This is a genomic window from Roseospira navarrensis (assembly GCF_009601025.1).
Classification (GTDB): Bacteria; Pseudomonadota; Alphaproteobacteria; order Rhodospirillales; family Rhodospirillaceae; genus Rhodospira; species Rhodospira navarrensis.
Window position 1 is genome coordinate 1 of the sequence record NZ_WIVE01000022.1, and the last position, 14,520, is coordinate 14,520.

The 14,520-nt window shown below is 72.5% G+C and carries 15 protein-coding genes; 8 read left to right on the plus strand and 7 right to left on the minus strand.

The annotated features are described in order from the left end of the window. Positions 1-267: 267 nt before the first annotated feature. From GHC57_RS08555 to GHC57_RS08565, 3 genes are read left to right on the plus strand one after another with little or no spacing between them, the layout of a single operon-like run. Positions 268-2,634: a tetratricopeptide repeat protein gene (locus GHC57_RS08555; protein WP_153343178.1), complete on the plus strand. Its 2,367-nt coding sequence runs from the start codon at positions 268-270 to the stop codon at positions 2,632-2,634. Beyond that, positions 2,631-3,701, plus strand: a complete 1,071-nt coding sequence (locus GHC57_RS08560) for a phosphotransferase family protein (RefSeq protein WP_153343180.1) — start codon at positions 2,631-2,633, stop codon at positions 3,699-3,701. Before GHC57_RS08555 ends, GHC57_RS08560 begins: the two co-directional genes overlap by 4 nt. A gap of 39 nt (positions 3,702-3,740) precedes the next feature. Then, positions 3,741-4,154, plus strand: coding sequence for a VOC family protein (locus GHC57_RS08565; RefSeq protein WP_153343182.1), 414 nt, complete (start codon positions 3,741-3,743; stop codon positions 4,152-4,154). Between the two features lie 13 nt (positions 4,155-4,167). Here GHC57_RS08565 and GHC57_RS08570 read toward each other — a convergent pair whose 3' ends face one another. Then, complete coding sequence (locus GHC57_RS08570; RefSeq protein WP_153343184.1) at positions 4,168-4,965, minus strand: tetratricopeptide repeat protein; 798 nt, start codon at positions 4,963-4,965, stop codon at positions 4,168-4,170. A 146-nt stretch (positions 4,966-5,111) separates the two neighbouring features. Here GHC57_RS08570 and GHC57_RS08575 point away from each other — a divergent pair, with 146 nt between their 5' ends. Genes GHC57_RS08575 through pip form a run of 3 tightly spaced genes read left to right on the plus strand, consistent with a single transcriptional unit; the run spans position 5,112 to position 7,679 of the window. After that, positions 5,112-6,005, plus strand: coding sequence for an SDR family oxidoreductase (locus GHC57_RS08575; protein ID WP_153343186.1), 894 nt, complete (start codon positions 5,112-5,114; stop codon positions 6,003-6,005). Continuing rightward, complete coding sequence (locus GHC57_RS08580) at positions 6,002-6,664, plus strand: nucleotidyltransferase family protein (RefSeq protein ID WP_153343188.1); 663 nt, start codon at positions 6,002-6,004, stop codon at positions 6,662-6,664. The genes GHC57_RS08575 and GHC57_RS08580 overlap by 4 nt, the downstream gene beginning before the upstream one ends. 55 nt (positions 6,665-6,719) lie before the next feature. Continuing rightward, a complete protein-coding gene (pip, locus tag GHC57_RS08585; protein ID WP_170294771.1) occupies positions 6,720-7,679 on the plus strand; it encodes a prolyl aminopeptidase in 960 nt (319 codons plus the stop codon). Between the two features lie 85 nt (positions 7,680-7,764). Here pip and GHC57_RS08590 read toward each other — a convergent pair whose 3' ends face one another. The 4 genes from GHC57_RS08590 to GHC57_RS08605 form a co-directional block, all read right to left on the minus strand. After that, positions 7,765-7,965 carry a YgaP family membrane protein gene (locus GHC57_RS08590; protein ID WP_153343190.1) on the minus strand — a complete coding sequence of 67 codons (201 nt, stop codon included), beginning with the start codon at positions 7,963-7,965 and terminating at the stop codon, positions 7,765-7,767. 69 nt (positions 7,966-8,034) lie between these two features. Next, complete coding sequence (locus GHC57_RS08595; protein WP_153343192.1) at positions 8,035-8,727, minus strand: Crp/Fnr family transcriptional regulator; 693 nt, start codon at positions 8,725-8,727, stop codon at positions 8,035-8,037. Positions 8,728-8,893: 166 nt separating this feature from the next. Continuing rightward, positions 8,894-9,766, minus strand: a complete 873-nt coding sequence (locus tag GHC57_RS08600) for an ion transporter (RefSeq protein WP_153343194.1) — start codon at positions 9,764-9,766, stop codon at positions 8,894-8,896. A 10-nt stretch (positions 9,767-9,776) separates the two neighbouring features. Continuing rightward, the gene (locus GHC57_RS08605; RefSeq protein WP_153343195.1) at positions 9,777-10,046 is read right to left on the minus strand and encodes a DUF2312 domain-containing protein; all 270 of its coding nucleotides are present in this window, start codon (positions 10,044-10,046) and stop codon (positions 9,777-9,779) included. Positions 10,047-10,253: 207 nt separating this feature from the next. Between GHC57_RS08605 and GHC57_RS08610 the strand changes: the two genes are divergently transcribed. Continuing rightward, positions 10,254-11,309 carry an alpha/beta fold hydrolase gene (locus GHC57_RS08610; protein WP_153343197.1) on the plus strand — a complete coding sequence of 352 codons (1,056 nt, stop codon included), beginning with the start codon at positions 10,254-10,256 and terminating at the stop codon, positions 11,307-11,309. Continuing rightward, positions 11,306-12,049, plus strand: a complete 744-nt coding sequence (locus GHC57_RS08615) for an SDR family oxidoreductase (RefSeq protein WP_153343199.1) — start codon at positions 11,306-11,308, stop codon at positions 12,047-12,049. The genes GHC57_RS08610 and GHC57_RS08615 overlap by 4 nt, the downstream gene beginning before the upstream one ends. 188 nt (positions 12,050-12,237) lie before the next feature. On the opposite strand, the gene GHC57_RS08620 is transcribed toward GHC57_RS08615, so the two are convergent. Both GHC57_RS08620 and GHC57_RS08625 read right to left on the minus strand, forming a co-directional pair. Continuing rightward, on the minus strand, positions 12,238-13,170 hold the full coding sequence (locus GHC57_RS08620) for a ribose-phosphate pyrophosphokinase (protein WP_153343201.1): 933 nt from the start codon (positions 13,168-13,170) through the stop codon (positions 12,238-12,240). 253 nt (positions 13,171-13,423) lie between these two features. Beyond that, positions 13,424-14,515, minus strand: coding sequence for a hypothetical protein (locus tag GHC57_RS08625; protein ID WP_153343203.1), 1,092 nt, complete (start codon positions 14,513-14,515; stop codon positions 13,424-13,426). Positions 14,516-14,520 lie beyond the last annotated feature (5 nt).

Genomic DNA, 14,520 nt, shown 5'->3' on the forward strand with positions numbered 1-14,520 from the left:
AACGTGTCCCGATCCATGCCCGCCTCCCGCGTTCGGTATCCTTCATGATACCAAATCCGGGAATGCATAGCGAACGCTATTTGAGCCTAACGGAAAGTGTGCCGCGATGCCTGCATTGGTTGGGTGAAGGACTCTTGACACCGGCGCGGGAATGTTCCCGTGTTTTTGTTGGGGCGCAGAGAGGGGTGAGGACACGGCGACATGCCCGACGCACACCGGACGCAAGAGGCGACATCCGACCCGGTTCCTGATCCATCCGCGGAGTCCGTGGCCCGCGCCCGAACCCTGTTCCGGGCCGGACAGGACGAAGCGGTGCTCGCCCTGGGCGTGGTGGCGGACCGCATGCCCGACGGACCGGACAAGGGCCAGGTGATGCGGCTGATCGGGCTCGCGGCCCTGCGTCTGAACGACACCGACGAGGCGCGGCGCTGGCTGGCTCCGGCCTGCGACCTGCTGGGCGCGGACGATACGGCGGCCACCATCGCCCTGGGGGGCGCCTGCCTGGGGGCCGGCGCCCTGGAGCAGGCGGAGGCGGCGTTCCGGGACGCCCTCGGCCGGACGCCCATGGCGGTGGGCGCGGCCATCGGGCTGGCGCGCACGCTGGAGACGCGGGGCGATGCGCCGGGCGCGCTGTCGGCGTGGCGTCGCGCCATGGCCGCGCTGGTCGCGCTGACACCCGCGCAGTCGGACGGCTGGATGCTGGGGCTGCCGGCGAGCGTCACGCGGCCCCCGCTGGAGGATCAGGCGCGCGTTGCGGAGTCCGCCGGCGATCCGGCCGCCGCCGCCGCCCTGCGGCACCGCCTGCGCGCGGTGTTCCCGGACGGCGAGGCGGCCGAGGCGGTGGCGGCTCCGGCCGCTCCGGCGCCGGGACCTGCGGACACCGGACCGCTGGTGGAGATCACGGGCGGGCAGGATCCGCACGACCTGATGGACCGCGCCCGCGACGCGGACGCCCACGGTCGCCCCGAAACCGCCCTGGCGCTGGTGCGCGACGCCGGCCGGCTGGCCGTCCACGCCCCCGGACCGCCGGACGACGACCGGACGGCCCTCGCCCTGGAGGCCGCCGAATTCCTGCGCACGCGGGGCGAGACGATGCAGGCCACCGCCCTGCTCGACGCCCTTCTGGAGCACCGCCCGGCCGATCCGCCCGTCCTGCACGCTCATGGGGTCGCGCGGCGAGCGGCCGGCGACGACGGCGCGGCCCTGGCCGCCATCGAAGCGGTCCGCGACCGACTCGCCGACACCGACCATGGGCCGCTGCTGGCGCTCTGGGCCGTGTTGCTGGAAGACCGGGACCGCCTGGACGAGGCGGCCGCCCTGAGCGAACGGGCGATCGCCGCCGCACCGGGCGCCCCGTCCTCCTGGCAGACCCTGGCCCGTGTCGCCGACCATGCCGGCGACACGGACCGGGCTCTGGCGGCGTGCCACGGCGCCCTCATCCGAGATCCCGCCCTCGCCTGGGCGCACGACCGGATCGCCCGGGTCCTGGAGAGCCGCAACCAGCTCGATCCCGCCATGGCCCACGCCCGACGGGCCGTCGCCGTGGCCGAAGCCGCCGATCCCGACGGCCCCGAGACCCGGCGCGCGCGTCTGGCCCTGGCCCACGGCCTGCTCAAGCGCGGCGACTGGGCCGAGGGCTGGGCCGCCTACGAGGCCAGGCCCGGGGTCCCGCTGCGCCCCGAAATCGGCGTGCCGGCCCCGGCCTGGACAGGCGACATGCTGGAGGCGCGCCGACTGCTGATCCGCTCGGAGCGCACCGGGCTGATCGACGAAGTGATGGGCCTGCGTCTGGCCCCGGCCGCCGTGCGACGGGCGGGCGGCGTCCCGGTGCTCGAGGTGGACCCCCGACTGATGCCGCTGGTCGCAAGGGCCGAGCCGGACGCCACCGTGGTCGCGGCGGCCGACCCGCCCGACCCGGCCCTTCACGATCCGGCCATCGGCGCCCAGGCGCCCGTGGGCAGCCTGGCCCGCCTGATCGGGCCGGATCCGGGCGCCGGTGTGACGGCGGCCCCCACCCTGGCCGCAGATGACGCGTGGGCCATGGCCCTGCGCGCCTCCTATCTCGCCGAGGCCGACGCCCGCACCATCCTGGTGGGTCTGTGCTGGGCGCCGCAGTCCGCCCGGCCCCGGCCGGACCGCCTGATCCCGGTCGAGGCGTGGGCGCCGCTGGCCTCGGTGCCCGGCGTGCGGTTCGTCCCCCTGCGGCCCGACGGCTCGGGCGCGGACATGGAGCGGTTCACCGCCCTTGCGGGAATCGACGTGCTGACCGCCGCCGACGAGGGCGACGCCTTCCGCGACGACGCACCGAACGAGGACGGCCCCGGCGAAACGTCGCCCTCCGACCCCGACGACATGGACGCCCTCGCCGCCCGCATCGCCGCCATGGACGCCGTGGTGACCATCGACGGACTGGTGGCCCATCTGGCGGGCGCGATGGCCGTGCCGAGCATCGTTGTCCTCGCCCACGCCGCCGACTGGCGCTGGGGCCTGGAAGGTCCCCGCTCGGTCTGGTATCCGGCCGTCACCCTGGCGCGCCAGCCCGTGCCCGGGGATTGGGCCACGCCGATGCACCGGACGGCCGCCGCCCTGGGGCGCTACCGGGCCGCCGCGCTGGCGGGGAGGGCCGCCGAATGACCGGATCCGCCGCCCCCGACGATCGCACCGCCGCCCTGACGGATCTGCTGTTGGCGCGCGTGGAGGCGCTGCGTGGCCTGGACCCCGCCGCGCTGACGGTCACCCCCCACCTGAGCGCCGCCACCGGCCCGGACTGCACGGTTTCGGTGGCCGGGGCGGAGGAGCCGCTCGCTGTCCGTCTGCCGCCCGAGTGGACGGCCGGGCGCTCCCGTCGGCGCCCCATCGGGCTGGTCCCGCTGGGCGGCCCGGACGATCCGGCCGGCCCGCCGCGCGAGGGGACCAACCTGGCCCGCGGCGCCCCTCTGGGGCTGGCGCCGCCCACGCTCCAGTTCGATCCGGCGGACGGCCTGTGGGTCCGGCCCGCCTGGCCGGGCGCCACGGTGGACGCCAACGCGCTGCACGCCGATCCGGGCGTGCTCACCCGGTTCGCCCGCAGCCTGCGCCGCCTGCACCGCAGCGGCGTGGTGTTCGAGGGCGACGGGGACCCCTTCACGGCGCTGGACCTGGACACCGACTGGACGCGGGACACCGCCGTGGGCATGCCGCTGGGCACCCTGCGCATGGTCACCGACATCACCGGCCAGTGCCGGGATGCCCTGGCGGCGGACCCGGTGGAGCCCGTCCCCTGCCTCAATGCCCAGGCCACGGAAGCCTGCGTCGATACCGGCAGCCGGGTGGTGTTCGTGGACTGGCGGTCGTCCTGCATGGGCGATCCGGCGTTCGAGCTGGCCGGGCTGGCGGCCCGCGCGGGCCTGAATGCCGAAGAGGTCGTGGCCTTCCTGACCGCCTATTTCGGCACCGCGGACCAGACCGTGGCCCGGGACCGGGCGGTGGCCTTCCGGCTGATCGCGGCGTACCTGCGCCTGATGGACCTGCACGGCGCACTGATGGCGGGGCTGGCCGATCCTGCCTCGGACATCCACCAGCGCCGCTTCAAGGGCCGGCTGGAAAGCTGCCTGATGATCCTGGAAAGCAAGTCCTGGACCGGCGCCATGGACCGCCTGTCGGCCCGCCGGCGACTGCAACCCCGGGGACTGCGGCGCCGGGCAGCGCCGGCCGAGTCCTGACCGCCCCCCCCTCAACGCGACTCCCACAGAGGCCCCATCATGTCCGATCCGACCCCGACAGAGGCGACGCCGGTCCATCGGTTCTGCTGGACCGAATTGATGACCCGCGACGTCGAGGCCGCCAAGGACTTCTACAGCCGGCTCTTCGGCTGGACCTTCGTCGCCTCGCCCTTCAGTTCGGATTATTGGGTGGCCCACCTGGGCAACGAGCCGGTGGCCGGCCTGTTCCGGATGGAGGGCGAAGCCTTCGACGGCATTCCGCCGCACTGGTTCTCCCACATCGCCGTGCCCGATGTGGACGCGGCCATGGACGCGGTACAGGCGGCCGGCGGCACCGTGTTGCGCCCGCCATTCGACGTGGGTCCCTACCGGATCGCGATTCTGCAGGACGCCAGCGGCGCCGCCCTCGGCATCGTCCATGTGCGCGAGGCCCCGGCGGAGCCGCAGGGGTGATCTCCATCGCCCCCTACTGATCCGTCCCCTGCACGTCCAGGCGGGCGAGGTTCTCGCGCGCGGCGGCGGCCTCCGGACTGTCCGGCGCGGTCTCCAGAAGGCGCATCCAGGCCGCGCGCGCCGCCGACGCCTCGCCCGCCAGCCGGTGGATGTTCCCCCGCTCCAGCAGCGCGCCCGGATGGGTCGGGTCGCGCGCCAGCGCGGCCTCGGCATCCGCGCGCGCCGCCGCCAGCGCGCCCAGGCGCCGCAACGTAGAGGCCCGCAGCGCCAGCGCCTCGGCATCGTTCGGCCGCAACGACAGCGCCCGGTCCAGATCGTCGGCCGCCGCCGAATCCCGACCCTGATCGGCGCGCGCCGTGGCCCGGTCGATGAGCAGGTCCGGCAGCGCCGAGGGCACGCCCTCCACCGGCGTCTCGGCGAGGCGGATGGCGGTGCCCAGCGCGGCCTCGGCCCGGCCCGGCCGCCCGGCCCGCAGCCAGCCCGCCCCGGCCTGCGCCAGGACCTCAAGCCGCAACGGCAGCGGCTGGCGGCTTTCCTCGGCCAGGATCTCCAGGCGCGCGGCGGCCTCGGCGTATTCACCCAGCGCGAACAGCGCCACGGCCGCGCAGTGCCGGGCCGCCTCGCCGCCGCCCAGACCCTCCCAGGCCACGGCCGCGCCGAAGGCATCGCGGGGCCGGTCGCGGGTCATCTCCATGCAGCGCGCATAAGCGGCCTGCGGGTCCTCGACCGGCAGCGTCTCGGCGGCCACGGGTCCGGCGAGCAGCACGGCGGCGAGCAGAGCAGGACAGGCGGAAGCAAGGCGCGGACTCATGATAGCGGTCCCTTTCGGGCAGCGAGACAGGGAATGGCGCGGCGCAGCGCAGGGTACGCCCGGGCCTCCCCCCTCGTCACGGGCGGTCATGGCTCTTATGTAACGCAACAGCGAACTCTTCACCGCAACCCGTCGGATCCCGTCTCATGTCCTCTCCCCCTGCCCCCGCCCTCCTCTGTCTCGGCCTCGGCTATACCGCCCATCGCCTGGCGCGTGCCCTGCGCGCCGAGGGTTGGCATGTCGCCGGCACGGCCCGCACCGAAGCCGGCGCCGCCGCCCTGGAGGACGACGGGTTTGAGGGGCTGGTGTTCGACGGAGAGCGCCCCCTGCCCCCGAGCACCCTGCGGCGGTTCTCGCACGTTCTGGTGTCCATTCCGCCGGACGATCGGGGCGACCCCGTGTTGCGGGCGATGGGCGATGATCTCGCCGCCGCCGACGGGCTGGGCTGGATCGGGTACCTGTCCACCACCGGCGTCTACGGCGATGCGGACGGCGCCTGGGTGGACGAGGACAGTCCGACCCGCCCCACCCAGGCGCGCTCCATCCGGCGGCTGGAGGCGGAACAGCACTGGTTCAACCTGTGGCGCGATCAGGGTCGCCCGGTCGAGGTATTCCGGCTGGCGGGCATCTACGGCCCCGGCCGCAGCGCCCTGGACAGCGTGCGGGCCGGCCGCGCCCACCGGGTGGTGAAACCCGGGCATGTGGTGTGCCGCATCCACGTGGACGACATCGCCGAGGTGCTGCGAGCCGCCATGGCCCGGCCGTATCCGGGCGCGATCTATAACTGTGCCGATGACGAGCCGGCCCCCCCGCAGGACGTGATTGCCGAGGCCTGCGCCCTGCTCGGCGTGGAGCCGCCGCCGGAAGTGCCGCTCGAAGACGCGGACCTGTCGCCCATGGCGCGCAGCTTCTATGCCGACACCCGGCGTGTGCGGAACGACCGCCTCAAGACTCGTCTGGGCGTGCGTCTGCGGTACCCGGGGTATCGGGAGGGGCTGCGGGCCATCCTGGATGCGGCGCACGCAGGCCCGGGCCCATGAGCACGCCGCCGCAAGACCCTGGACGGCGCCTCGCCGTGGTGCTGCTGGCCGCCGGACTCGGACGGCGCATGGGCGGCCCGAACAAGCTGTTGTGCGACCTGGAGGGCATGCCGGTGGTCCGCCGCGCGGCCCTGCCCTTTCGGGCCGCCCTGCCGGCCGACGCGCCGCGCGTGGTGGTGACGGGCCGGGATGCCGCCAAGGTCACGGCGGCGCTCGACGGTCTGGGGTTCTCGGGCGTCTACAACCCGGACTTCTCCGACGGGATGGGCCGCTCCATCGCCGCGGGGGTGGCGGCCCTGCCGGCGGATGTGGACGGCATTCTGATCGCCCTGGGCGACATGCCGGGACTGCAGGCCGACACCGTCCACGCCATGCGCGCCGCCCTGAGCGCAGACCTGGACCCCGCGTCGGCGATCCTGCGGCCCATGCATGACGGACACGCGGGGCACCCGGTGCTGTGGGGGGCGGACTACCGTTCGGCGCTCGCCGCCCTGACCGGCGACCGGGGCGGCCGGGACCTGATCCTGCAGCACGCCGGCCGCCTGCGGCAGGTGGTGGTGGACGACCCGGCGGTGATCCGGGATATCGACCAGCCCTCCGACCTGGCGGCGGCGCGCGCCCTTTTCACCACTGATCCGGCCGGAAAACAGTGGTCTTGAGGGACGCGCCCGTCGTAATCATGAACCTGACCTTTCAGACCGCACGGGGACGATCGTGAGTGCCCACGCCGCCACCAGCCACGCGGACCTGACCGATCTGCATCCGCCCATCGACCCCTTCGAGTCCGGCGTTCTGGACGTGGGGGACGGTCACTCGCTGTACTGGGAGCAGTGCGGCGCCCCTGACGGCGTCCCCGTGCTGTTCCTGCACGGCGGCCCCGGCGCCGGAATCGCGCCGTCCTATCGCCGATTCTTCAACCCGACCCGCCATCGGGCCGTGCTGTTCGACCAGCGCGGCTGCGGTCGGTCCGCGCCCCGGGCGGACATCACCGCCAACACCACATGGCATCTGGTGGCCGACATCGAACGCCTGCGCGAGCATCTGGGCATCGCGCGCTGGCACGTGGTCGGCGGCTCGTGGGGCAGCACCCTGGCCCTGGCCTACGGACAGGCCCACCCGGAACACTGCCTGGGCTTTGTGCTGCGCGGCATCTTCCTGTTCCGCGCCCAGGAGGTGGACTGGTTCCTGAACGGCATGGGCGTGTTCTTCCCCGAGGCCCGGGCCGCGTTCCTGGACTTTTTGCCCGAAGAGGAACGGGCCAGCCCGCTGGAGAGCTATTACCGCCGCCTGTGCGATCCCCACCCGTCCGTGCACGGGCCGGCGGCCGTCGCCTGGAGCCGGTACGAGGAATCCTGCTCGCGGCTGGTGCCGCGTCTGGGCGAGAACTCCGCCGCCGCCTGTCTGCCGCTGGCCCGCATGGAAGCGCACTACATGATGCACCACGGCTTCATGGACGAGGCGCAGCTTCTGCGGGACGTGGGGCGAATCGCCCACCTGCCGGCAACCCTGATCCAGGGCCGCTACGACATGGTCTGCCCGCCGGTCACGGCCCAGGCGCTGCATCAGGCCTGGCCGGGCAGCCGCCTGGACATGGTGCCGGACGCCGGCCACGCGGCCATGGAGCCGGGCATCCGGCGCGCCATCGTGCGCGCGCTCGCCCGGCTGTCGGGGTGATCGGTCCCGACCGCGCAAGAAAACAGGCTGCGACGAAGGGGCCTCGTCGCAGCCTGGACGATCAAGACTCGAACGCGCGGCCGAATCACCCGTACTTGCGGGTATCAACGCCCAGCAGCCGGTACATGGGGCACTTGCCCATCAGACCGGAGACCAGCGGAATGATGCCGAGCCAGCCCACAGCCATATGGGGCCCCCCGAAGATGGCAAAGGAAATCAGGAACACGCCGAAAAAGATCCGCGCCATGCTGTCGTAAAAGCCGACATTCTTCTCGAAATCGAACATGATCGCTCTCCCTGATCGGACCCGTCCGCGGGTACCCCCCCGCGCGCACCGTGGTCCGGAGTGTTCTGCTCACGCCCGCCCGCGCACACCGTCCAGCGCCGCGCGGTCCGTCACCATCACCTGACCGCGCGCGGCGGAGACCCATCCGCGGCGCTCGAAGTCCTTGATCTGGCGGCTGATGACCTCGCGGGCGGTGCCCAGCTCGATCGCCAGATCCTGATGGGTCGCCACAACGATCCCGGAAGCGTCGGCGCGGGTCAAGAGCACCTGTGCAAGTCGCGCGTCGATGCGGCCGAAAGCGACCTCGTCGATCAGCAGCAACAGGTCCCCGATCCGCGTGGCGTAGGCGGAGAACACGAACCGGCGGAACACGGCCGAGGTGGCCACCAGGCCCTGGAACACCCCGGCGGGCAGCACGCCGGCGCTCACATCGGTCTCGGCGATGCCCTCGGCCCCATAGGGCAGCGCGGCCAGCAGCGCGTTGGTCGTGAGCACGCAGGTCTGGCCCGGCTCCACGCGGTAGAGCACGATCTGGCGGCCGCCTTCCGACACCTTCTGCACCCGCACGCGCCCGGCCAGGACCAGACTGAAGGACTCGCAGCGGTCGCCGTCGCGGAACACGACCGCACCTGCCGGGATGTGGGCCGGGCGCACACCGCCCTCAAGCAGGCGGCGCGCCTCGGGTTCCAGCGATCCGAGCGGACCGAATCCGGCCAGCAGGCGGTCCAGGAACGCATCGCGCGAAGGGTGAGGTTTGGACATGGCGCGGAGTGTGCCCCTCGCCCGGCCGCTTGCCAAGAGGCGCCCGGGTCCGATCCAGTCGAGGAGGGGGAGTCCTCGCGGTTTCCCCCTGAACCCTGAACCGCCCTGGGCTTGTTGGTGTCTGAGACCGGCCGACGGACAGGTTCATCCTTTTCCTCGGCCGGGATTACCCCTCGCCCGCGGCCCGCGGATCGGAGACCGCCGCGCGCAGCGCCGAGACCTCCGCCCGCAACTCCCGGACCTCTGCCAGGATCAGTTCCGTCTGCTTGTCCGGCGCATAGGTGCCGGCCAGCTCGGCGGCCGCATCGGCCTCGTCCTGCTCGCGCTGGTGCACGACCTGCATGGCATCCACGATGATGCCGATGAACAGGTTCAGAATCGCGAAGCTGGTGGCGACGATGAACGGCACGAAGAACAGCCAGGAATACGGATAGGCGTCCATCACCGGCCGGACGATGCCCATGGACCAGCTTTCCAGGGTCATGACCTGGAACAGCGTGTACATGGACGCGCCGATGGTGCCGAACCAGTCCGGGAAGGTGTCGCCGAACAGCTTGGTGGACAGCACGGCGCCCACGTAGAACACCAGCAGGATGATCGCCCCGACCGACATCAGGCCGGGAATCGCCGCCAGCAGCGCCCCCACCACGCGGCGCATCTGCGGCACCACGGACAGCAGCCGCAGCACGCGCAGGATGCGCAGGGCACGCAGCACGGCCAGCGGCCCGGACGCCGGAATCAGCGCGATTCCGACGATCACGAAATCGAACACGTTCCAGCCGTTGCGGAAGAACGACCCGCGCCGATACAGCAGCTTGCCGCCGATCTCGACCACGAACACGGCCAGGACGGCCTTGTCGAAGGCCAGCAGCGCCGGCCCGACGGCCGCCATCACCGCCTTGCTCGTCTCCAGCCCCAGCGAGATGCCGTTCAGCACGATCAGCGTGATGATGACACGCTGGAATCGCGGGCCCTCCACCAGACGGCCCAGACGCTCGATCCACCCTCCAGGCCCCGGGGCCTGCCGATCGCCGGTCATGGGGCGGCCCTCAGACGTTCACGGCCCGGCGGTACAGGTCGAGCAGCTCGTCCTGCTCGGCCAGATCGTCCCGGTCCATTTTGCGCAGGCGCACGATCTGGCGCATGATCTTGGTATCGAACCCGGTAGATTTGGCCTCGGCGTACACATCCTTGATGTCGTTCTGGAGGTTGCTTTTTTCCTCCTCAAGGTTTTCGATGCGTTCAATAAACGAGCGAAGCTGTTCGGCGGCAATGCCGCCCACGTCGGTCTCGCCGGTCCGTTGGGCCTCGTCACTCATGGTGTCCTCCGCGTCCTGATGGGCCGGAATCGCGCCCGGGGGCCCGGCAATCTAGTGCAAACCTGCACCTGATGGAACGGCTTTCCGGTTGCCCTGATAGGTGACCGCGCCCGAGAACGGCTCCGCCATGAGGGAGGACCCGACTATGCCCCAGCCGCGGCCCGACTCGGCGCGGACAGGGCGCCGCGCCGCCCCGGCCCTGACGCCATGACGCAGGGGGAGCGAGACGACACGACCGCCGCCGGCCCCGCGCTGGTGCGGACGGACCGTCATGTGCCCGTCGCGGGGTACGGCGGGCGGACCGTCTACCTGTGTGGCGAGCGCCCCGCCGACGCGCCAGCAGGCACGGGACGGCCGCCGCTGCTGTGCGTGCACGGCTCGACGTTCCCCGGGCACGCCACCTTCGACCTGTCGCTGGACGGCCTGTCCTGGCTGCAGGCCCTGGCCCGGCGCGGCACGCCCGCCTATGCGGTCGATCTGCCGGGCTACGGACGCTCCGACCGGCCGCCGGAGATGGACCGCCCGCCCAGCGCCTTCCCCCCCGTGACCCGCACGCCCGAGGCCGTGGCCGCCGTCGCCGCCGCCGTCGCGGCCATCCGCGCCGAGACCGGCCACGAGCGCGTGACCCTGCTGGGCTGGTCCTGGGGCGCCGCCGTCTGCGCCGCCCTGGCGACGCAGGCCCCGGCCCTGGTCTCGCGGCTGGTGCTGGTGGGGCCGCAGTGGTTCCACGAGCATCCGCCGATCATCGCCCCGGGGGCCACGAGCATCGGCGCCTACCGCTGGGTTCCGGTGGCGGACATGCGTCGGCGACGGCTGAACGGGACACCGGAGGCCGAACGCGCCGCGCTGGTGTCGCCGGACTGGCTGGAGCGCTGGGAACAGGCCGTGCTGGACAGCGACCCGGTGGCCCGGACCCGGACCCCGCCCGCGATCCGCGCGCCCAACGGCACCATCCAGGATTCGCTGGATACCTGGTGCATCGGCGACGTGCCCTACGACCCCGGCGCCATTCGCGCGCCCTGCCTTCTGGTGGTGGGCGAGTGGGACCGGGAGACTCCGCCGGACCAGGCCCGGGGCCTGTTCGCGGTGCTGTCGGGCACGCCCGTCCGGCGGCTGGTCGTGCTGGGCCGGGCCGGGCACTGGTCCATGCTCGACCGGCGCCGCATGGAGCTGGTGCACATCGTCCACGGCTTTCTGACCGAACCTTTGGATCACCCCGACACCGGGCGCGATCGGACCCTGGAAGGAGACGTCTCCCCATGACAAGAACGGCACTGGTGACCGGCGCGGGCTCGGGAATCGGACGCGCGGTCGCCCTCGCCCTCGGCGAGGCCGGCTACCGCGTGGCCCTGTGCGGCCGCACCCCCGAAACACTCGAGGAGACGCGCGCGCGGTCCCACGGCGCGGACCTGCCTGTGGTCCCCTGCGACGTCACCGACGCCGCGGCGGTCGCCAGACTGTTCGAGACCATCGAGGCGACGTTCGGGCGGCTGGACGTGCTGTTCAACAACGCCGGGACGTTCGTCTCGTCCACCGAGTTCGGAGACCTGACCGTCGAACACTGGCGTCACGCCATCGACGTGAACCTGACCGGGGCGTTTCTGTGTGCGCATGGGGCGTTCCGGCTGATGAAGCGCCAGGACCCGCGCGGCGGGCGCATCATCAACAACGGGTCCATCTCCGCCCATGCGCCGCGCCCGGGCTCGGCGCCCTACACGGCCTCGAAGCACGCCATCACCGGGCTGACGCGCAGCATCGCCTTGGACGGCCGCCCCTACGGCATCGCCTGCGGTCAGATCGACATCGGCAACGCCGCCACCGACATGACCGCGGCCATGACCAAGGGCGTGCCGCAGGCGGACGGCAGCCTGAAGCCGGAGCCGGTCATGGATGTGGCGCATGTGGCCCGCGCGGTGGTGCAGATGGCCGACCTGCCGCTGGATGCGAACATCCCGTTCATGACCATCATGGCCACGACCATGCCCTTCATGGGGCGCGGCTGAGACCGGCGGTGAGAGGGTCCGACTCTCGCCGCGTCTTTCGCGTCATCCTGCGCCGCAACACGCGGTGAGGATCTCGCGAGGCCACGTGATGAGGCCACGTGATGAGGGCACGTGATGAAGCCACGTGATTCCGGGCCGGCAGTTGCTCACCCCGGCCCGAGACCCTTCGGGCGCGACGCGCCCGGCGATCAATCGAACAGGCTGGAGACGGACCGCTCGTCGCTGATGCGCTGGATCGCCTCGGCCATCAGGGGCGCGATGGTGATCTGGCGGACGTTCTTGGCCAGGCGCATGGCCTCGGTCGCCTGAATGCTGTCGGTGATGACCAGACTGTCCAGCGGCGACGAGGTGACGCGCGCAACCGCGCCGCCCGACAGCACGCCGTGGCTGACATAGGCGCTGACGCCGGTCGCGCCGGCCTGCTTCAGGGCCACCGCCGCATTGCACAGGGTGCCGGCCGAGTCCACGATGTCGTCCATCAGGATGCACAGGCGGCCGCGCACGTCACCGATGATGTTCATCACCTCGGACACGCCCGCACGTTCGCGACGCTTGTCGATGATGGCCAGATCGGCCTCGATCCGGCTGGCCAGACCCCGGGCGCGGACCACGCCGCCCACGTCCGGCGAGACCACGATGGGGCGTTCGTCCGGATAGCGGTCCTGGATGTCCTTGGCGAACACCGGCACGCAGAACAGGTTGTCCAGCGGGATATCGAAGAAGCCCTGGATCTGTCCGGAGTGCAGGTCCAGCGTCACCACCCGGCTGGCCCCGGCGACGGCGATCACGTTGGCCACCAGCTTGGCGGTGATCGGCGTGCGCGGCGAGGTCTTGCGATCCTGTCGGGCGTACCCGAAATAGGGAATCACGGCGGTGATGCGGCGCGCGGAACTGCGGCGCAGCGCGTCCAGCGTCACCAGCAGTTCCATCAGGTTGTCGTTCGCGGGATAGGAGGTGGGCTGAATGACGAACACGTCCTCGCCGCGGACGTTCTCGTGGATTTCCACGAAGACTTCCATGTCCGAAAAGCGGCGCACGGAGGCATCTGTCAATTCAAGGTTGAGATAGGCGGCGATGGCTTCGGCAAGCGGGCGGTTGCCGTTGCAGGCCACAAGTTTCATGGGGCGGTGTCCCTGGAGGCGATGGGCGGGCGACAGCGGGCGCAGCGATGTCCGCAACCAGGATCCGGACCCGGCGGTTCCCGTCGCGGGCCGTGACGGCCGGGGCGCCCCCCGCCGCCAGGCGGGCGGACTATAACAACCGGGTCCTGCACCGACAACACGGCATTCACGGTTATGTCACACCGGGATGAGCCCCGGGGAACCGGAAACCTGTTGAATGGGTCCCGACGCCCTCATTGCGGAGTCACGCCCATCACCGTTGCGGCGGCGTCACCAGCCCCTTGCGCACCAGAATCTCGCCCACCCCCATGGCCGCGCCCTCGGCGATCAGGGCCGCCGTCTCGCCCCAGGCCCCATCCAGCGCGCCCTTGGGAATCAGGTTCTCCTGGTTGATGCGCCCCAGGCTCTCGCCGTCCACATCCAGCAGGTCCCACACGATGGAAACCCGCTCCTGCCCGGCCAGGGTCGAGGGCAGCACCTCCACCGCGCCCCGGACGCGGAGACGGTCGTCCGCCGGCCCTTCCGCGATGGTCACGCCGTTGAACCGGAACAGCCGGGTGAGCGCGGCCTCCAGCGCCTGCTTGCCGTCGCCGGGGGCGCGGGTGACCTCCGGCGGGGCCATCACCAGCGCGGAGACGGACGGGGCGGCCGGCGGCTCCTCCCTCTGCGGGGGGCGCTGCGGCGGGGGCGTCGGCGCGGCTTCGGTCCCGGCGGGCGCCTGCGGCGGCGGCGCCGGTTCGGCGGAAGGGGACGGCGGCGCCGGGGCCCGGGAGGCCACGCCGGTCGGACCAGCCGGACGGGACGGCCCCGCGGCCTCGCCCAGCACCAGGGCGGCCACGGACGCACTGGCGTCGGCCGCCACCCGCGCGGCCACGGGCGCATCCATCGCGGCCCAGTCCCGGGACGGAATCCGCAGGGTCTGCCGCGTCTGGTCGAGCACCGTGCCGTCCGAGGCCGTCAGGTTCCACAGCACCGTCACCCGCATGAGCGAGCCGGCACCATCCGCCCCCGGCTCCGGCAGCACCTCCTGCAGCCAGCCGGCGAGACGCAGCCCGGCCGTGTCGGCCGTCGGCGCGTCCCGCTCCACGGCGGGGATCTCGCGCGCCCGCAGGCGCGCCGCCAGATCCTCGGCAATCAGACGGTCCAGGGGCGGCGGCGCGCCGGCCACCGGCAGCACCGTCACGCCGGCGCCGGCCCTCAGGCTGACGAGCGGGTTGGAATCCGGCGCATAGGCCGTGTGGCGGAACGGCTGCGGCAACCCGCAGCCCGCCAGAACAAGAACCAGGGCCAACGCCCCGGCCGCCCAGGGCAGCAGGGGACCCGGTCCCGGCGAGACCCGCCGCATGCGTC